Source organism: Coleofasciculus sp. B1-GNL1-01 (genome assembly GCF_040220235.1).
In the GTDB taxonomy this organism is placed as follows: domain Bacteria; phylum Cyanobacteriota; class Cyanobacteriia; order Cyanobacteriales; family Coleofasciculaceae; genus Coleofasciculus.
Genome location: NZ_JAVJTO010000164.1, coordinates 22,713 through 42,575 on the forward strand (window position 1 = coordinate 22,713; position 19,863 = coordinate 42,575).

General features: G+C 46.6%; 12 protein-coding genes and 1 pseudogene. 5 read left to right on the forward strand and 8 right to left on the reverse strand.

Annotation, left to right across the window (positions count from 1 at the left end):
• Window positions 1–26: 26 nt before the first annotated feature.
• Window positions 27–1,910, reverse strand: coding sequence for an ATP-dependent zinc metalloprotease FtsH2 (ftsH2, locus tag RID53_RS35100; protein WP_446392494.1), 1,884 nt, complete (start codon window positions 1,908–1,910; stop codon window positions 27–29).
• A 351-nt stretch (window positions 1,911–2,261) separates the two neighbouring features.
• Entirely contained in the window at window positions 2,262–3,443 is a 1,182-nt protein-coding gene (gene petH / locus RID53_RS35105; RefSeq protein ID WP_446392495.1) for a ferredoxin--NADP reductase, read from the reverse strand.
• A gap of 819 nt (window positions 3,444–4,262) precedes the next feature.
• Here petH and RID53_RS35110 point away from each other — a divergent pair.
• Together RID53_RS35110 and asnB are read left to right on the forward strand one after the other, a co-directional pair.
• Window positions 4,263–5,264, forward strand: a complete 1,002-nt coding sequence (locus tag RID53_RS35110) for a phosphoribulokinase (RefSeq protein WP_446392496.1) — start codon at window positions 4,263–4,265, stop codon at window positions 5,262–5,264.
• A gap of 315 nt (window positions 5,265–5,579) precedes the next feature.
• Window positions 5,580–7,082 (forward strand): asparagine synthase B, encoded by a 1,503-nt coding sequence (asnB, locus tag RID53_RS35115; RefSeq protein ID WP_446392497.1) that lies wholly within the window; start codon window positions 5,580–5,582, stop codon window positions 7,080–7,082.
• A gap of 62 nt (window positions 7,083–7,144) precedes the next feature.
• Here the strand turns inward: asnB and glsA (RID53_RS35120) are convergent, their stop codons facing one another.
• Both glsA (RID53_RS35120) and glsA (RID53_RS35125) read right to left on the reverse strand, forming a co-directional pair.
• A complete protein-coding gene (gene glsA / locus RID53_RS35120) occupies window positions 7,145–8,092 on the reverse strand; it encodes a glutaminase A (RefSeq protein ID WP_446392538.1) in 948 nt (315 codons plus the stop codon).
• A gap of 213 nt (window positions 8,093–8,305) precedes the next feature.
• Window positions 8,306–9,262, reverse strand: a pseudogene (gene glsA / locus RID53_RS35125) (glutaminase A); the annotation flags it as partial.
• Between the two features lie 385 nt (window positions 9,263–9,647).
• Here glsA (RID53_RS35125) and RID53_RS35130 point away from each other — a divergent pair.
• The 3 genes from RID53_RS35130 to RID53_RS35140 all read left to right on the forward strand — a co-directional run bounded on the left by RID53_RS35130 (window position 9,648) and on the right by RID53_RS35140 (window position 14,220).
• Window positions 9,648–10,814 carry an RRXRR domain-containing protein gene (locus RID53_RS35130; RefSeq protein WP_446392498.1) on the forward strand — a complete coding sequence of 389 codons (1,167 nt, stop codon included), beginning with the start codon at window positions 9,648–9,650 and terminating at the stop codon, window positions 10,812–10,814.
• Window positions 10,815–11,034: 220 nt separating this feature from the next.
• On the forward strand, window positions 11,035–12,297 hold the full coding sequence (locus RID53_RS35135; RefSeq protein ID WP_446392499.1) for a class I SAM-dependent methyltransferase: 1,263 nt from the start codon (window positions 11,035–11,037) through the stop codon (window positions 12,295–12,297).
• 585 nt (window positions 12,298–12,882) lie between these two features.
• On the forward strand, window positions 12,883–14,220 hold the full coding sequence (locus tag RID53_RS35140) for an MFS transporter (RefSeq protein ID WP_446392500.1): 1,338 nt from the start codon (window positions 12,883–12,885) through the stop codon (window positions 14,218–14,220).
• A gap of 223 nt (window positions 14,221–14,443) precedes the next feature.
• On the opposite strand, the gene RID53_RS35145 is transcribed toward RID53_RS35140, so the two are convergent.
• From RID53_RS35145 to RID53_RS35160, 4 genes are all read right to left on the reverse strand, one after another.
• Entirely contained in the window at window positions 14,444–14,650 is a 207-nt protein-coding gene (locus tag RID53_RS35145) for a hypothetical protein (protein ID WP_006098984.1), read from the reverse strand.
• 182 nt (window positions 14,651–14,832) lie between these two features.
• Window positions 14,833–18,012, reverse strand: coding sequence for an efflux RND transporter permease subunit (locus RID53_RS35150; protein WP_446392501.1), 3,180 nt, complete (start codon window positions 18,010–18,012; stop codon window positions 14,833–14,835).
• On the reverse strand, window positions 17,958–18,194 hold the full coding sequence (locus tag RID53_RS35155) for a hypothetical protein (protein ID WP_446392502.1): 237 nt from the start codon (window positions 18,192–18,194) through the stop codon (window positions 17,958–17,960). The genes RID53_RS35150 and RID53_RS35155 overlap by 55 nt, the downstream gene beginning before the upstream one ends.
• A gap of 81 nt (window positions 18,195–18,275) precedes the next feature.
• Window positions 18,276–19,727, reverse strand: a complete 1,452-nt coding sequence (locus tag RID53_RS35160) for an efflux RND transporter periplasmic adaptor subunit (protein WP_446392503.1) — start codon at window positions 19,725–19,727, stop codon at window positions 18,276–18,278.
• Window positions 19,728–19,863: the final 136 nt, after the last annotated feature.

Here is a 19,863-nt window from a genome sequence, read left to right on the forward strand (position 1 = left end):
CAATGAATCAATTAAATTGTCCGAAATTACAGCACAGGAACGTACTGTTCCTTCTCTGGTACATGAGTATATTCCGCTACAATCTGACGAAACTCCTCGCCGTCAATCGTTTCCTTCTCAATCAACAGATCCACCAAGCGGTCAATTACAACGCGATTGTCGCGCATAATCCGCTTAGCATCGTCGTGACAATGTTCCACAATCCGGCGCACTTGTTCATCAATGCGAGAGGCGACTTCTTCGGAATACTCCGCCCGATTCGTCAAGCCGCCACCGAGGAATACTTCTCCCTGTTGACTTTCTAGAGACAAAGGACCTAAATCGGACATACCGAAACGGGTGACCATTTGTCGCGCCATTCCGGTCACCTGCTGTAAATCACCACCCGCACCTGTGGTAACTTCAGCATGACCAAAAATCTCTTCTTCGGCAGCACGACCCCCTAATGCCCCAGTAATCCGGGCTTTAAGCTGCGCCCGTGTAATTAAGCCTTGCTCTTCACTGGGCGTAAACCAGGTTAATCCTTGGGCTTGACCCCGAGGAATTAAGGTCACTTTCTGCACTGGATCATGATCCTTGAGTACCGTCCCCACGATCGCATGACCGACTTCATGGTAGGCAATTAACCGCTTACTCTTACTATCCACCAACGGTGTGCCTTCCATACCCGCCACAACCCGGTCAACGGCGTCGTTGATTTCCAGCATGGTAATCGCTTCTTTGCGCCGACGGGCTGTCAGAATTGCCGCTTCATTCAACAAGTTGGCTAAATCTGCCCCAGTAAATCCAGGCGTGCGTCGCGCGATCGCTTCAATGGAAATTTCCGATGCCAGTTTCTTATTTCGGGCATGGACTTCCAGAATACCAATCCGTCCTTTCAGATCCGGTGCATCGACAATCACCTGGCGGTCAAATCGTCCGGGACGTAATAAGGCGGAGTCTAACACATCAGGACGGTTGGTGGCAGCAATAATGATAATCCCAGTATTGCCTTCAAATCCATCCATCTCCGTCAGCAACTGGTTCAACGTTTGCTCACGTTCATCGTTACCACCGCCGATACCTGCACCCCGTTGTCGTCCTACGGCGTCAATCTCATCGATAAAGATCAGACAAGGGGCATTTTCCTTGGCTTTCTTGAACAAGTCACGGACACGGGACGCGCCTACACCGACAAACATTTCCACGAATTCACTACCGGAGATACTAAAGAACGGAACTCCAGCTTCACCCGCGATCGCCTTTGCCAATAATGTTTTACCAGTTCCCGGAGGTCCAACTAACAGCACCCCTTTGGGAATTCGTGCGCCTACCGCCGTAAACCGTTCCGGTAGCTTCAGGAATGTCACCACTTCCTGCAATTCTTCCTTGGCTTCCTGAATTCCCGCCACATCATCGAAGAGAATTCCAGTTTTGGCTTCCATCTGGAACCGGGCGCGAGACTTACCAAAGTTCATCGCTTGACCGGGACCGCCACCCATATTACTGGAACGACGGAATAGGAAAAATAGTCCGCCAATTAATAAAATCGGAAAAATTAAATTCCCTAAGATTCCCCAAATCGCCCCATCTTGACGGGCAGGATGGGTATCTAAAGCAATATCAGCCTCTCTCAGCTTCGTGATTAGCTCCGGAGAATTAGCAGGCAAATCAACGCGCCAGCGATTCGTTTTCTTCAGCTCCGGGTCAATCGCTTCTACAATTGCCGTTTGACCCCCATCATAGAGGTCAACACTCGTGACTCTCCCTTTCTCAATGTATTCTAAAAAGCGACCATAATTCATCCGGGTGCTGGCGGTATTTTGACTTAAATCACCAACAGCCGGAGAAAACGCTCCCTGCCATAGGAAAAACCCGATGACAAGAGCGGGTATAGTCCAAAGTAGGAGAATTCTCCAGGAAAATTTCATTGCTTATGCCTCTAGATATTTGTTTTCTGGTTTGGCTTTTGCTCTTAAAGAGCCTCTTATTTAGCACAAAGACCAGCTTAAACGGTGGTTTCAATATGAAACTTTACTTCTGCTTAATTAAATTTAACGTAATTCTCAGGATTTGGGCAACTGTCTTATAGTCATTCGTCATTTGTCATTCGTCATTCGTCATTCGTCATTCGTCATTTGCTTCCCCATCTCCCTCATCTCCCCATCACCACACCCTAACCAAGAACGCGCCTACACTGGAGGATTAAATCCTCAACCTGTAGACGCGCTCATCTAAGCTAGACAAAAAACGTTTAACGTTTAGCTACCAAGGGAGCCGTATTAGTAGGTTTCAACGTGCCAGCGATGGGCTTTCTTCATAGATTTTTGGAAATCAGCCCAGTTCACCCCTTGCCGTTCAGCAGCAGCCGAAAGTGCCTCATCGATGCCATCTTCCATTCCCTTGAGTCCACAAATGTAGGTGTGGGTATTATCCTTCTGCATTAACTCAAACAGTTCATCGGCATGTTCATCCACCCGATGCTGGATATACATCTTGCCACCCTCTTTGTTCTTCTGTTCACGGCTGATGGCGTAGGTGAGACGGAAATTATCGGGAAACTCTTGCTGTAGTTTTTCCAATTCCTCTTTGTACAGAATGTTTGCCGTATAGGGGATACCAAAAATCAGCCACGCAAACCCTTTGAAGTTGTAGTCTTCATGCTTTTCTTTCAACATCCGCCACAGGTAAGCCCGGAAGGGGGCAATCCCTGTACCTGTTGCCATCATCAGGATGGTAGCATCTGGATCTTCGGGAAGTAACATTTCTTTCCCAACTGGTCCGGTGATCTTGACATCATCGGTGCCAACTGGCAGATTGCACAAGTAGCTTGAGCAGACGCCATAGACGGTTTCCCCGGTTTCTGGGTGCTTGTACTCCAGTTGTCTAACACAGAGGGAAACTGTCTTATCATCCTGGTGATCACCATGACGAGTGGAGGCAATGGAGTAAAGTCTGAGTTTATGCGGTTTACCCTTTTCGTCTTTCCCCGGTGGGATAATGCCGATACTCTGACCTTCCAAGTACCACATATCCCCGTCAGAGATGTCAAAGGTAACGTGGCGAACTGTTCCTGATCCCCCTTCTGCAACCAGTTCGTAGTTTTCAATACATTTGCCTAGATAGGGTTTTTTGGGCTTGTACAGATTGACAGGAACACCCTCTTTTGAGGATTTTTTATGAACGATATTTTCCGGCGACGGCGCTGCAGCAGCTTCAGTCGCTTTGCCATTCATTCCATTCTTGGCATTCATCACACCATCAAGAGGTTGAATGCTGACGATTTTGCCACCCATGCGGGTGATTCGTTGCATTTCTTGATTCATTCGACTGTATGGCACTGTAATATACGTATTACCACTACTACGAATGGGATAATCCATTTTGTCGGTTTCGGTGTTCTGACTTAGACCTGTCACTTCGTAAAGAAACAGGCGATTCTTGGCTGTGGTGTTACTAGACATTGCGTTATTTCTCTCTAAACCAATCGATTACGATATATTGCTCAGTACAACATTTCATCAATTCGTGACGAATGAAGCAACCTCCCAATCAGGGTTTCAGTCGCTTCATCCCGTAGAGTTGATGGCAGGTCGTTGACCTTGATACCTGGCTGTGGACTCCCGTTCTTCCCCCGTTAGCTAATCCGGCAATAGATGTCCCACGCTGTAACTTTTATTCAGTGTGGGATGAATTCCCAGTAATGCCAATCGGATTGGCATTGCATCCAATCGCTGTTTGGGCAACAGACTTGGCTTCCAGCCCACACGCTCACGACAAAGCGGAGTGTGTACAGTCGTTAACTCGGCTCAACTGGGTGGGGAATGAAGTCGGTTCAATGTATACTCTAGAATACGTCTAATTGATTGAGTTGGCAAAGTTCCAACTCATCTGAACTCCTGTGGGCATCGGTTAGGAGGCAATTCTTGGCAGGTGATGCCGATGGAGAACTCGGTCATTGACCGACAAACAGTCAAAATCGAGTCAATTTGAAATTTTTTGATCCAATTTGCACAACTCACTTTAGGATTATGTTAAGGAATTGAGGAGAAACGTTAAGACTTGTAGACATAATCTCATTTTGGTAGAATCCACTAACAGCCGCTAGTATTAAATACTTACCCCGTGTCTGGCTTGAGTCTGATCCTTGAGAGAAGGCTCGTACCTGTTGCAAATATGTGACGGGTTAAAGGCACGCGATCAACAGACGGGTTGACCCTAGACTTGGGACTTGGATTGCTGGAAACTCTATTTGAAACTATTTTTTGCGTTAGAGGGAAACTATGACCACTCAGCTAGACCGCGTGGTATTAATAGCCGTCGCTGGAGACTCTGGATGCGGGAAGTCCACATTTCTGCGTCGCTTGGCAGACCTATTTGGTGAAGAGTTTATGACGGTCATCTGCTTGGATGACTATCACAGCTTAGACCGTAAAGGGCGTAAAGCGGCAGGGGTGACAGCGCTTAACCCCAAGGCGAATAATTTTGACCTGATGTATGAGCAAATCAAAGCGCTCAAAAATGGTCAGGCAATTGATAAGCCAATTTATAACCACGAGACGGGTGAACTTGATCCACCGGAACGGGTAGAACCCAATAAAGTCGTGGTAATCGAAGGATTGCATCCCCTGTATGATGAGCGGGTGCGATCGCTGGTTGATTTCGGTGTTTATCTTGATATCAGTGATGAGGTCAAGATTAACTGGAAAATCCAGCGGGACATGGCAGAACGGGGTCATACCTATGAAGATATTCTGGCGTCCATTAACGCTAGACGCCCTGACTTCAGTGCTTACATCGAACCCCAAAAAGAGTTTGCTGATGTCGTGATTCAGATATTACCGACTCAGTTACTCAAAGATGATAAGGAATGCAAGATCCTGCGGGTGCGCTTGGTACAGAAAGAAGGTGTAGAAGGATTTGAACCTGTCTATCTGTTTGATGAAGGGTCTACTATTGACTGGAGACCTTGTGGTCGTAAGTTGACCTGTGCTTATCCTGGGATCAAGCTGTACTATGGTCCGGATAGCTACTTCGGTCATGATGTTTCCGTCTTGGAAGTGGATGGTCAATTTGATAATCTAGAGGAGATGATCTACATCGAAAGTCACCTCAGCAATACCTCCACGAAATACTATGGTGAGATGACCGAACTGTTGCTCAAGCATAAGGACTATCCCGGTTCTAACAATGGTTCTGGGTTGTTCCAGATTCTGGTGGGGCTGAAGATGCGATCCACTTATGAACGGTTGACATCTAAGGCGCAAGTGCCAGCTAGTGTGTAACTGATGGAAACCGCGTCTACGTTGAAACCTGTAGTTTTTCCCTAAGAGAATCTCCAGTTTTCAACTTGGACGGGATAGTGTTGGTTGTATATTGCCTATGCCCTACTCTTTTAGGTGGCGTGGGTTAATGATTAATCTAAGCAAGATCCCCGACTTCTCCAAGAAGTCGGGGATCTGTCTGTGTACTGTAAGAGACTAATTAACCATCAATGTGACCAATTGTGATACAAATGCAGATTAAGCGATGTGTCAAAATTGATAGGCGTGGCAAAGTCACTCGATGGAAACCCAAACTAAAAGGAGTGCATAGCATAAATGTGTGGTATTGCTGGAATATGGGGGCAAATTGATGAAATCAGCGTCAAAACGATGATGGATGCCTTAATCCATCGAGGTCCAGACGCCGAGGGAATGTTTGTGTCACCAATCCAGGCGGGTGTTCTGGGACATCGACGGTTGAGTATTATGGACCCGCAAGGGGGAAACCAACCGATATACGGCGATCGCAAGGCGCGAGTGATTGTCGGAAATGGCGAAATTTATAACTTTCCCCAGTTACTCCCCCAGTTAGCGGAACGATTTAAGTTCCGTACCAAAAGCGATACAGAGGCAATTTTGCATCTGTACGAAGATCAGGGAATTGAGTCTGTTGACCAACTTGATGGGATGTTCGCTTTTGCGATCGCGGATGGGGATCAATTGTTTGCCGCCCGTGATCCCATTGGCATTAAACCTCTATACTACGGCAAAAAAGATGGTGCGTTTGTTTTTGCCTCAGAACTCAAGGCGATCGCTTCTGTGTGCGAAAATGTTCAGGAATTCCCACCCGGAACCTTTTTCTCCTCAGAAGCTGGGTTTTCGACGTTCTACCAAGTGCCAGATATTCAGCCAGAGGTAAATGCTGACGCAGAGGCTTTCATTCGCGAAGTGCGGGAAACTGTCGAGGCGTCTGTAGTGAAGCGGCTGATGAGTGATGTTCCCCTCGGTTGCTTCCTCTCCGGTGGCTTAGACAGCAGTATCACCACGGCTGTAGCCAGACAGCATATCGAGAAAATGCACACCTTCTCAGTGGGAATTGAAGGGAGTAAAGATATAAAAGCTGCCCGTTTAGTCTCTAAGCATCTGGATACGATTCACCATGAGTATGTGATTACACCCCAGGAAGTTAAGGAAAAACTCCCCGAAATTATTTATTCCTTGGAATCCTTTGACCAAGACTTAGTTCGCAGTGCGATTCCCTGTTACTTTACCTCACGACTTGCCGCCCAATATGTCAAAGTGATTCTCACGGGTGAGGGTGCGGATGAACTGTTTGCAGGTTATACCTATTACAAAGGTATCCCTGATAATGATGTCCTACATCGCGAATTACGGCGGTCAGTGACGAGTCTGCACAATATTAACTTACAGCGAGTAGACCGTTTAACCATGGCTCACTCCCTAGAAGGACGAGTTCCATTTTTAGATCTGAAAATGATTGAACTCGGTCAAAGAATTCCCGCCCATTTAAAACTGGCGGGTGATCCCCTAGTGGAAAAATGGATTTTGCGAAAAGCCTTTGAGGATTTGTTACCCACTGAGATTGTTTGGCGCACAAAAGAACAGTTTGATGAAGGCAGTGGCACGGTTGATTTATTAACCCAAATGTTGTCACAAGTCATGAGTGAAGACCAAGCCCAAGCCTATCGCCAAAAACATTCAGAAGCACGGTTACGTTCAGCGGAAGAGTGTTATTATCACCAGATATTTATGGATGTATTTGAGCAGCCGGAATCAATTCTGGCGAATGTTGCCCGTTGGTCAGAACGACCCGTTTAGGGAAGCAGAGGGAGCATGTAGAGACGCGCCATGGCGCGTCTGGGAGATGGAGGGGCAAATCTTTAAGATTGAAAAATGTGTAAGCCGAAGCGCCTCGATAGTTCCTCACACACTTTAATCCCTCGGATACTGTTCCCCCGCTTATCCAAGGGTGGTGAAAAGACGGCAATCCCCATCACACCGGGAACAACGCCAATAATGCCGCCACCAACGCCACTCTTAGCCGGAAATCCGACTTTGTACACCCATTCCCCAGCAAAGTCATACATGCCACAGGTAAACATAACACTGAGTAAATCCTTTACATAGGGGGAATGAATCGCTTGTTCTCCCGTCATCGGATTGACCCCATTGTTAGCAAGAGTGGCTCCCATCACCGCTAAATCGTGGCAGTTGATAATGACCGAACATTGCTGGAGATAAAGATCTAGGGTTTGTTTGATTCCCCCAGAAATCATGCCAAAATTCCGCAACAAGTAAGCAATTGCCCAGTTGCGATCGCCTGCGGTTTGTTCGGATACTAAGCTGGGTGTATCGACAAAGACACGATGACCAATATAGCGGCGATACATTTCCAGGAGACGATTGAGCCGATGAGCCGGTCCTTTTCCCTCAATTAAATTGGTAATCGCGATCGCACCTGTATTTACCATGGGATTGTAGGGGCGCTTGGAGTTTTCTTCTACCTTGATTAGCGAGTTATAGGCATCTCCGGTTGGTTCCACATCCACTCGGCTCAAGACATAATCCCGTCCCCAATCCGAGAGTGCCAGTCCATAGGCAAACACTTTCGAGATGGACTGAATTAAGAACGGTTGCTCCCAATCGCCAACCGTGTAAACTTGACCATCGACGGTAACCACACAGATGCCAAACCAATCGGGATTAATTTCCACCAAATCCGGTTCGCTTACATAAATTTTCCCTTGTCTGAGGGGAAGATACTGGCGATGCAATTCCCGCAAATCGGTAATAAAGGACGTGGGACTCACATGCAATTGAGCGATCATGGCTGCCGAGTTGAGCTTTGGCATGATTCTCGGTGGGCGTTCTCGCATCGGTAGCGTGTTCGTTGTGCCTTCATCGACTGCCCGCGACTGGGGATAGGACGGTGTTTTTTGGGACACCGCTAACTGCTCATCGTTAATGTCCAGACATTCAGTACCGTTGTTACCGTCTTGGTTAATCGTTTCTGGCAAATAACCCGACATCTCAACGACTTTATCAAATACATGAAGTCGCAAGTGCTTAGAGAGGGCTTCAAACACCTTGACCCCTCGTATACTTTTACTGTGTTCCCCTAGAGGAGGAGAAAACACAGCAATTCCCATTTGGTTAGGAACAACGCCAATAATTGCTCCAGATAGACCACTTTTGGCAGGTAGACCGACTTTATATGCCCATTGACCGGAGAAGTCATAGAGACCACAGGTGTACATGATGCTGATTAAGTTTTTCACGTAATCGGCTTTCAGGGCGCGTTCCCCGGTGATCGGATTGATGCCAGCATTCGCCAGCGTACCCGCCATAACCGCTAAGTCCCGGCAATTGACCATTAAGGCGCACTGATGGAAGTAAAGGTCGAGAATTTCATCAATCTTGCCTTCGAGCAAGCCAAAATTCTGCATAATGTAGGCGATCGCTCGATTCAGGTTATCAGTTTTCTTCTTGGACTGGAAGAGCGCCTGATCGACTTGCACGTCTCGACCGATATAGCGGTGGAACATACGCAGTAAGCGAGTTTGCCGCTCAAATAAATCTAAGCCTTTAATCAGGCTGGTGGTCGCGATCGCTCCCGCATTCACCATCGGATTATACTGTCGCTCTTGTATCTCCTCATGTTCGATAATTTCATTAAACGGTTCTCCCGTTGGTTCAACCCCAATTCGTTCCAAAACATAGTCCAGTCCGCGATCTTCGAGAGCCAGTCCATAGACAAAGGGTTTTGAAATTGACTGAATCGTAAACGGGATCGACGTGTCACCAACGGTATAAACCTGACCGCCCACCGTCACCACCGTAATACCGAACCAATCCGGATTCGCTTGCGCCAATTCTGGGATATAGTCAGCCACCACTCCTGCTTTCAGGGGCTGATATAGGCGATGCAAATTTTGGAGGATATCGGGTAACTGCTCCGTTATTTTGGCTAGTGTTTGCAATTCGTTGGTGTTGATCATCCTGGTCTGCTGTTTCCGAACTGGCTTAAATTTTATTCATGAACTAATTTATACTGGGTCAAGGCTAATAAACAGCACACATTCAATAACCCCAACTTACTTCGTTGAAGTTGGGGATTGCCGGACAAACGGACTGTTTAAACCGTTGAATACCACATAGAGTCTCGGTTTGGTACAAACTCTCGGATGCCTCCCTAGTCCGAGTTACATTTAAGGCTTTTTGTCGAGTCGCTGTTAAGTCAGGACATCTTAACCGAGATGGTGGGAAGGGACATAGTGGTCAGTGGTCAGTGGTCAGTTATCAGTGGTCAGTAATTGGCTGATAAATGATAACCGATACCTGGTAACTGATAACTGATAACTTAACTCGTGAGGTTTATCACCCATGTTACGAGTACCAGTTCTATCAAAGTCAGGCAAACCCTTAATGCCGACTAAACCTAGTCGTGCTAGGCGTTGGTTGAGAGATGGCAAAGCCAAGGTTGTACACAACGATTTAGAATGCTTTGCTATTCAATTGAATTTTGAAACAAAAGAGAACACCCAGCCAATAGCCATTGGGATAGACCCTGGCAAGCGCTACTCAGGTATTGGAGTTCAATCAAGTCAAGCTACTCTCTGGATGGGTCATCTCGTTTTACCGTTCACGATAGTTAAAGAACGGATGGAGTTGCGGCGAGTTATGCGTAGAGCAAGAAGGGGAAGGCGGATTAACCGAAAACTACCGTATTCCGAACGTTGTCACCGTCAAGCAAGGTTTGACAATCGCAGGCAAGCCAAACTGCCTCCTTCAATTCGAGCTAACAAGCAGCTAGAGTTGCGGGTAGTCAAAGAGTTGTTCACGCTGTTTCCCGTTAGCGCTATTCACCATGAATTAGTCATGGCTGATGTGAATAAAACCAGTGGTCGCAAATCTGCTCGGTCTGGTGTTGGTTTTTCCCCGGTAATGGTAGGACAGCGACAAATGCTTAAATGGCTGTCTGAATTAGCTCCAGTTGTGACTCATCAAGGTTGGCAAAAAAACGGCAACGGAACTAGCCAGCTTAGAACATGGTTAGGACTAACAAAAGACAAGACAAACAAAGCTAACCAGACACCAGAGACACACGCTGTTGATGGTGTGAGCCTAGCGGCGTTTGAGTTTATTCAATGGCGGGAGCGATATTCTAAGAATGCCAAGCATGGCAACTGGGAGGGTGGTGTTCATATAACACCAGCGCCGTTTACGGTAATCCGCAGACCACCTATTAACCGCCGGCAGTTGCACCTATTTGTTCCATCCAAGGGTGGCAAGCGACGAAAGTATGGCGGCACGGTTACTCGTCATAGCTTCAGAAAGGGAGACAAGGTTGTAGCTGAAAAAGCCGGAAAAACCTATACGGGCTGGTGTTCTGGAGACACCAAAACACAGGTTTCTGTTTCTAACGGAAACTGGAAACGAATTGGGCAGTTTACTGCCAAAAAAGTCAGGTTGTTGCAGCGAAGCACGGGTTTAATCGTCGTGCCTTCAACTGGATTGTCAAATCTTACCACATTGAGTGGCAAGATTTGACCTCTATTCCTTCGCCCATTGCTTACGCGCTACGCGCAAGCTTTTCGATCGCTGAATGCGAGGTCTCACGAGGTTAGCGATGAACAGTCAATCGGGCAAAGTCAGAGCGTGGTAAGATTAACTGGCTTTTGCTGTATTTAAGGCAAGGCTGGGATCAATCCCAGTCGTTTATAGAATCAGGCATTAATGAATGTCCCTAATTAGCAACAATTTCAACCGCATGAAGCAACTCGACGTTCTTAAAAATTACGCCAAAGCTGTAGCGATTGGTGCTTATGACCATCATTCTCCCGGTTTATTTGGTAAACATGACAATGTTAGACGGTTATGGGAAGACCGCTTTAACCGTAATGTCATGAGCCATTTTCTCAGCCCCCTCGTTATCCAGAAGCAAGACGAAGGAACTGATCTGCGGGTGATGGATTTAGGCTGTGGTGCAGGAGAAGGCTTAGGTATCCTAACAAGTTTACCCCAAACTCCGCCAACACTGGATGCTCAGATTAAGACGGTGCTGGATTATCAGGATATTGGTCACTACAAGGGTGTGGATATCAGTCCAGCGATGATTGAGAAAGCCGCGACTCTCCATGCTGACCACCCACAAACCAAGTTTGAGGTCGCCGATTTGAATGAAGGGCTACCCATTGCTGCGGGGGAACCTGCCTACGATATCTACTTTTCTTCTTATGGGGCATTGTCACACCTCAACGATCGCTCATTAGCCAGAGTGATTGGCGATATTTGCGACCATATAGGAAACAAAGGCATTTTTGTGGGCGATTTTCTAGCTCGCTATTCCTATGAGTGGCCCCGCTACTGGGGAGAATCGGCTGGGAAGCAATCCACGATGAATACCTACTCGATGTCCTACATCTATCCCCCAGATGCTAGGGGCGAAATTGAGGTGGAACGATTCGAGATTCGGTATTGGGGTGGCGAGGAGTTCGATCAGTTTATCCACGCCGTAGCGGAGAGTAAAGGGGTAAAGATTTCCCGGCGACGATTGTGCGATCGCTCGATTTTGGTGGGTCGCCACATGAATACCCGTGAATTTAATCCCGAAGCGCCCCCAATTCGAGCGGCGATTAACTCTCTACATGAAATTAACTGTCGCACCGATTTGTCTCAGTTAATTTTTAAGTACAATCCCCATCCGGATCATCCTCACATCAATCGCTTCTTCTCGAATTTTCAAGATGCTTGGAATGCAGTCGTTTATGCCTGCATTGAGGCTCTAGATCAGTGGCGCAACCCTCATAAGTTACTTGCTGAACCGCAAGCGGGTTATCCTCCTGTTGTCCAAGACGCGATCCGCACAATTCGCAACGTGGTACGCACAGCACCGACACTGTGTTTTGAAGACCCTAGAGCCAATTTAGTTGAACCCCAACTTGCCTATTTGTTGCGGAATCTAGAGTGGAACCTACAGCAAGGTTTGGGAACTGCCCATGGACTGTTAGTCGTCTATGAGTTTTCAAAATAATCCTTGACATTGTTGCCTTTTTTGACTAAGGAACGAGTAGAGATGTTCGGTGCAACGTCTCTACCGCACTCACTTTGTCAGGGGAGGGAACAGGGAAAAGGAACAAGCCATTGATGGTTAAAAGATGTATACTCAAGAATATAGAAATGTATACTACTTATTTGATTTTAAAGGAGACCTCATATCCGTTAGGGTAGAGACGCGCCATGGCGCGTCTCTACATAAATGATGCGTCCTAACCGCTATGGCGATTGCTATAACAGAAACGTTCACATCTAGCATTCACGGGCTATATTGCTCAGGACAGATATGTATTAGCTTGGCAGCTTCGCTACAAATTGTTGGCTTCAGAAAATTTGCTCTGAGCAACAAAGAGTCAGGAATTCGCCACCAAGCCAATAGCACAATTAAAGCAGTCTTATGTAGCTTGTTCTCACCGTAAATGAGCCGCATAAAATTCCTTTTGACTTCTTTGAATGTTTAAAAGACGTAGGATGCTACGTCTCTACTTTTGAATAGCGATACTCGCTGAAAACGGTAGTGCCTTTCACATTTATCTAAACCGGGATGAGCAGGCTAAACCTTATGGTTAAAATCAGTTTGTTATCTTCAACGCCGCTTTGGTTTTTCCATTTAGTTCCTTACAAAATAGGGGAATGCTTTTTCATTAACCTACTTCCCCTATTTATTGTGCAAGTCGTTGGTGGGAGTATCACCGATGTAGGTAAAACCAATTCCTTAGTCTCCCTGGCTGGTGTGGTTGCTTTTATCCTGTGGGGAAATCTCTCTGACCGATTAGGATGCCGTCGCCCGTTTCTAATTCTGGGATATGTCGGATTTGCGTTGTGTATGTGGCGGATTGGTGTGGCAGACAATCTGGTTCAAGTGCAGCAATTCAGTATAGCGGCAGGATTTGTGATGGCAGCCATTATTCCTGTATCAACTGCCCTGGTATTAGACACGATTCCCGAAAAACAATGGTCTCAATCATTTGGTCGGTTTTATTTAATTGGGGGTTGGAGTTTTGTTCTCGCTTTAATTGGCGGCGGGATTTGGCAAGAACTTGTCTCGGATTCGTGGGGTACTGTCTCAGCGATGCGAAGTTTATTTGTTTTTGCATCTGGGGCAACATTTCTCAGCTTAATTCTCTGTTTAATCTGGGTACAGGAACCGCAGCAGGTTCGTTCCAATCGTCTATTTAGCCCATCGTTACTGGGACGACTCTCTGTCGGTGTGATTGAACGGCGAGTGCTGTTTTATCCATCCCGGATGATTTACTTTATCCTAGCTCCAAAGTGGTTAAATCAGGTTCATCAAAAACTCTATAGTCCCCTGAATCTTTATTACCTTTGTTCGGCTCTATTTTTTCTAGCCGTTCAAATTGTCTATCTTCCCTTCCCGATTTTTCTGGCTGAGGTTTTGGGAGCGACCAATTCCTTGATTTTCTTAATTATTTTTGGCAAGGCGTTGATTGAGGCATTTCTCTATTTCCCCATCGGTCGGTTCGTGCAAAACCATGACAGCATTAGATGGCAAACTCTAGGAACAGCCGTGCGGGTGGCAGTTTTTATTGTTTTTACCCTTCTGGCATTTTTAAAGCCAACACCAGCGAGTTTAGTGATGATTGGATTTGCTCATCTGTTTACGGGTTTGACCTGGGCTGTGATTAATGTTGCTAGTACCCTTTCAGTAGCAAGTCTGGCAACCAAAGGTGAGGAAGGAATGGCGTTGGGAGTCTATAATTCAATTATCGGAGTGGCAACAATGGTGGGGTCTCTTGTCAGTGGCTATTTAGCAGCACGTTTTGGATATAGTGTTTGTTTTGCCACGGGTACAGTGTTGACAGGTTTAACGGTTGTTTGTTTTTGGTTACTTGAATTGATTATACACAGTCACCATAGAAAAGTTCTGTCATTTCGATGATCAAGATGTAGTCAATGCCTGGAATAAATTGCTTAAGAAATAGCCGAGAACTAAAGTTCTGGCTAAAAGCTAAAACCCGTTAAAACGGGTTTAAAGACTTACCTTGTTAGCTACCTCCTTTATATTCTAGTCCGCGTATATTCTAGTCCGCGCAGGCGGACTTTGTTTGTGTAGCTGCGACTTCCAGTCGCCATGGCAAAAAGGGGGTTTCTGAACTGATACTCTATGACTCTTCTGACACTTGCTCTAATTCTCGCAGCGCCTGTTGACCTGCACCAACGGCTAATCCCATCACCCCGCCAATTGTGGCATATTGAGACATGGCATTGGGTCGCTGATCGGCATGATTAATTTCAGCCACGCCGATGCCTAAGATTACACCCGCAATGCCAGTGATAATGCTGGAGAAAATAATTCGCTTACTATTCATTTTCCCTAACCTAAACTTAAAAAAACTGTAGTAATTTGCTGTATTCTACGTTTACATTTACCAAAGATTAGGGAAACTGGAGTTCTCAAGCCAATTTTTGCAACAAAATTATGGCTTTGTTAACATTAGATAATTTTTGTTCATCGTTTTTGATGAATTTGGCGGCATTCCTTTAACGAATATTACCGCATTGTTACTTCAGGCTTCGGCTCAAGTTCTTTTGTCTGCGGTGTCTTCTGGTTTTTGCCAGGGGAATTAAATAAGCGATCGCTCCCCGATTTGATCACAATATAGAGGATAGGAACCACAAATAGACTCAGGAACGTGGCGACAAACATTCCCCCGAACACCGCCGTTCCCAGGGATTGACGGCTTCCTGATCCTGCACCCGTCGCAATCACCAGAGGGAAAATCCCGAACAATGTAGAAATCGCCGTCATCAAAATCGGTCGTAAACGTTGCTGCGCCGCCTCAATCGCCGCTTTCCTCAGCGTCAACCCTTGGTCGCGTAGCTGGTTGGCAAATTCTACAATCAGAATCGAGTTCTTACTGGCTAAACCAATCAGCATCACCAAGCCAATCTGACAATAGACATCATTGGGTAAACCCCGCAACGATTGCGCCAATAACGCCCCTAAAATCGCCAGAGGAACCGCCAAGAGAATAATAATCGGGTCGATATAACTTTCGTATTGAGCCGCCAACACCAAGAAGACAAACACTAAGCCAAAGCCGAAAATAATCGTCGCTTGACCGCCAGACTGGATTTCCTCCAGGGATAATCCAGACCATTCATAGCCTAATCCTGGCGGTAATACCTCAGCAGCGACTTCTTCCATGGCTTGAATCGCGTCTCCCGAACTGACTCCTTGCGCGGCTGACCCATTAATCTCAATTGAGCGGAACAAGTTATAGTGATTAATGGTTTGCGCCCCTGTGGTTTGCGTCACCGTGACCAAATTCCCCAAGGGAATCATTTCATCTCGTTCGGAACGCACATAGAGTTGATTAATATCCTCAGGATTTGAGCGGAATTGGGCGTCAGCTTGAACATAAACCCGATAGGTGCGTCGTTCCAGGGTAAAGTCATTCACATAACGCGACCCTAAATAGGTCTGCAACGTATCAAAGATATCATCAATATCCACCTCCAACGCCTTCGCCCGGTTACGATTCACCTCAATCTGTAACTGGGGGGTATTGGCTTGATAAAAACTCACTACCTGCTCTAACTGGGGATTCTGATTCGCCGCACCTAGCAATTTCCCCATATTTTCAATCAACGTCTCTAAGCTAAAATTACCTCGGCGGTCTTGCAGTTGAAATTGGAAGCCGTTAACACTACCTAATCCCCGAATGGAAGGTGGGTTAAAAGGCAAGACTCTGGCTTCTTTAATCCCAAATAAAGCACCCCGGACTTTATTAATAATCGCTTCGGCAGATTGAGACGGATCAGTTCGTTCTGACCAAGGCTTCAGCGTGGTAAAAACGACACCACTATTCGCCGTATTGCCACTAAAGCTAAAACCACCCACGGCAAACGTAGCTCTGATTTCATCCAAGGGTAAAATAATATCTTCAATCTGCTCAATCACATCATGAGTGTAGTTGAGTGACGAACCTTCCGGTCCTTGAACAATCGTAATAAAATAACCTTGGTCTTCATCGGGGAGAAACGCACCTGGAACCTTATCGTAAACCCAAGTTGTTACTGCTAATAAACCAATAAACACCACAATCACCAGGGTTTTCACGCGAGTTAGGATAATCAAAACTCGCCGATATCGCCGCTGCATTCCGTCTAAGAACCGATTAAATCCGTCAAACAAGTGACCCCAAAACCCCGTCGCCTCTGGCTTTTGCCGCAAGATTAAGCCAGAAAGGGTTGGCGTCAATGTCAGCGCCATAAATGTGGAAACGGCAATTGAAAAGGCAATGGTTAACGCAAATTGTCGGTATAACGCCCCCGTTGTTCCGGGGAAGAAAGCGACGGGAATAAACACCGCCATTAACACCAATGACGTAGCAATAATTGCCCCCACCAATTCCCGCATGGAAATAATCGCCGCTTGTCGAGACTTAATCCCGCCACGTTGAATCTTTGTGGTGATATCTTCAACCACCACAATCGCATCATCCACCACCATCCCTGTGGCTAAGGTCAACCCAAATAAGGTCAAACTGTTAATCGAAAAATCAAAAATCTTGACAAAGGCAAACGTACCAATTAAGGATACCGGAATTGTAATTGCGGGAATAATCGTAGTACGCCAATCCTGTAAAAAGACAAAAATAACCAACACCACCAATCCCACCGCTTTAAACAGCGTGAATATCACTTCCGAGAGGGACTGATTCACATAATCGGTCGTATCAAATCCAATATCATAAGTCATCCCCGCCGGGAACTGCTGCGCCAATTTTGCCATTTCCGCTTTCACCGCAGCGGCGACTTCTAAAGCGTTACTCCCAGGAACAGCAATAATTCCCAATCCGACGGCTTCATTTGCCCGAAATCGCAGAAACGTGCCATAACTTTGCGCCCCCAATTCCACACGTCCCACATCTTTAAGTTTAATCAGCGTGCCATCTTCATTCGTGGCTAAAATCAGTTCCTCAAAATCTGAAACCGTTTCCAAGCGACTAATTGCCCGTAAATCAATTTGATATTGCTGTCCCTCTGGCGCGGGGGGTTGACCGATACGCCCTGCGCCGACTTGGATATTCTGTTCCCGCAGTGCATCCACCACATCTTGCGCCGTCAGATTCCGACTCGCCAGACGCAGGGGGTCAAGCCAAAGCCGCATCGCATAAGTACGTTCGCCAAAAATTTGCACATTTCCCACCCCATTCACCCGTTTTAGGGCGTCTACCAAATACAAGTCAGCGTAGTTACTTAAAAAGAGATTATCGTACTCACCATTTTCTGAGTACAAACCAAATCCCATCAGGAAATTGGTAGATTCTTTATTTACCGTCACCCCAGTTTGGAGTACAGATTCTGGTAATTGAGGTTCGGCTAAAGAGACGCGATTTTGCACATCAACTGCGGCAATATCTTGATCTTTATCTGGGGCAAAGGTGATATTAATCGAACTGGTGCCATCATTGCTACTACTGGAGGTCATGTAGCGCATTCCATCAACACCATTAATTGACCGTTCTAAGATAGTCGTTACGGCATTTTCCACGGTTTGAGCATCAGCACCGTTATAGTTCGCCTGGACACTAACTTGTTTGGGACTAATATCGGGATATTGGGCAACGGGAAGCGTGGGAATACTAATTGCTCCGATTAACAGGACAATCAGGGAGCAAACAGTTGTAAATACAGGTCGTTTAATAAAAAATTCGACAAACATTTTTTAGGGGAACAGGGAATGGGGAACAGGGAACAGGGAATAGGCAACAGGCAATAGGCAATAGGCAATAGGCAATAGGCAATAGGCAATAGGCAATAGGCAATAGGCAATAGGCAATAGGCAACAGGCAACAGGGATGTAGGGGCGGGTTGTACCGATAAATTATGGCTACGCAGTGACAATTTGACTAAACCCGCCCTTCTAAATGCAAAGGGAACAAACAAATGACAAATGACCAATGACAAATGACCAATGAGCAATAACTAAGAATCTGGCATAATCGGAGCGCCATCAGACAAATTAAGGATACCGGAGACAACGATTGTATCGCCAGGTTCTATCCCCTCGATAACTTGGTATCGATTCCCTTGTATACCACCCAACGTCACAGGGCGTTGCTTGGCGATGAGTTCAGGTGCGCCCGGTTTAACTTCCTCCGGCGGTTGTGCTACAAACACAAAAGGTTTTCCCGCCAGACGCGATACAGCATTAACCGGAATTAACACGCCTGGACGTTTTTCCCAGATGACTCGTGCATCCACTTTCTGTTGATCGTACAGGCGACCATTTGGATTAGAAAATGTGGCTTTTGTCAAGAGAGTTTGAGTATTTTTATCCACTTGCGGTGAGATAAAGCTAATCCGCCCTGTTGCGATCGCAGGTTCAGTATCTGGGATACCTTGATTTCGCAACTCAACAGTGAGTCCCTGACGCATCCTTTCTTTGTCCTGTTCGTCAATCGGGATTTCGACTTCTAGGGTTTGGTTTTGAGTAATGGTGGTTAGAGTATCGCCCACATTTACATAGTCTCCCACTTTGACGGGAATATCCCCAACCACTCCATCAATGGGAGCGACGACGCGATTCGATTGCAAATCTTCCTCCTCTACCGCCACATCCGCCCTTGCACTAGATAAGTTAGCAGCGACTCTAGCTTCCGTGGCTTGAGCCGCTTTGACTCGTTCTTGTGCGACATTCAGGGCTTCCTTGGAGGCGGCTAAGGCTTGAGCGGCTGCATCACGAGCAGCGATCGCTTGATTGCGATCGCGTGTTTTATCATCGAGTTCTTGTCTGGGTTGAACCCCCTGAGATACCAACTGTTCAGCGCGTTGATAGTTCACCCGCGCCAGTTCTAGTTCCGCTTCTCGGCTTTGCAATTCAGCCGCTTGACGTCCCTCTTCCGCTTTGAGACGAGCAATATCGGCTTGGGCGGCTCTGACTTCCGCTTGTGCATTATTCAGGGTAGCGGTTTGTGCATTCACATTGGCGATCGCACTTCTGAGTTCCGCTTCACTGCGTTCTGGCTTCAGTTGTAGAATTAAATCTCCAGCTTGGACGCGATCGCCTGATGAAGCAACGATTCGGGTAATTCGACCCGCCGTTTCAGGTCGCAATTCTACCTTTTCTTTTGCCTCTAAGGTACTCACAAACACAGAACTGTCTTCCAGGGTACTTGATTCGACTTGCTCCAGTTTTACCGGAGTGGCTTGAGATTGCTGAGACGTTGGCGGTGAGTTATTTTGCAGTAGAAAACGCCAAGCCGCCCAACCCCCACCGCCGAAAACTAACAGGGTGAGTAACAATCCCAGCCATAATTTCGGCGTGGGTGATGATTTTCGTATGGGTTGGTCTGCCTCAGAGATAATAGAATCCGAGGATTCCCACTCTTGGTTTGAAGGTTCAGGAATAGAGGTTTGGGAGTCGGAGGATGCCATAGTTGTGTTCTGATGATGGAAGTACTCGGATTTTGCGCTACAGTCCATCAGTGGATTGTGGGTTCAGATGGTGAGAACTGTCAGGCAATGCCGCCAGTCAGGAGGTAAACTTGTCCTCACCTGTTTATATTACTTA

Coding starts and splice junctions, on each gene's coding strand:
- ftsH2 (WP_446392494.1), bottom strand. CDS start 1,910: ATGAAATTTTCCTGGAGAATTCTCCTACTTTGGACTATACCCGCTCTT.
- petH (WP_446392495.1), bottom strand. CDS start 3,443: ATGTCTAGTAACACCACAGCCAAGAATCGCCTGTTTCTTTACGAAGTG.
- RID53_RS35110 (WP_446392496.1), top strand. CDS start 4,263: ATGACCACTCAGCTAGACCGCGTGGTATTAATAGCCGTCGCTGGAGAC.
- asnB (WP_446392497.1), top strand. CDS start 5,580: ATGTGTGGTATTGCTGGAATATGGGGGCAAATTGATGAAATCAGCGTC.
- glsA (WP_446392538.1), bottom strand. CDS start 8,092: ATGATCGCTCAATTGCATGTGAGTCCCACGTCCTTTATTACCGATTTG.
- RID53_RS35130 (WP_446392498.1), top strand. CDS start 9,648: ATGTTACGAGTACCAGTTCTATCAAAGTCAGGCAAACCCTTAATGCCG.
- RID53_RS35135 (WP_446392499.1), top strand. CDS start 11,035: ATGAAGCAACTCGACGTTCTTAAAAATTACGCCAAAGCTGTAGCGATT.
- RID53_RS35140 (WP_446392500.1), top strand. CDS start 12,883: ATGGTTAAAATCAGTTTGTTATCTTCAACGCCGCTTTGGTTTTTCCAT.
- RID53_RS35145 (WP_006098984.1), bottom strand. CDS start 14,650: ATGAATAGTAAGCGAATTATTTTCTCCAGCATTATCACTGGCATTGCG.
- RID53_RS35150 (WP_446392501.1), bottom strand. CDS start 18,012: ATGTTTGTCGAATTTTTTATTAAACGACCTGTATTTACAACTGTTTGC.
- RID53_RS35160 (WP_446392503.1), bottom strand. CDS start 19,727: ATGGCATCCTCCGACTCCCAAACCTCTATTCCTGAACCTTCAAACCAA.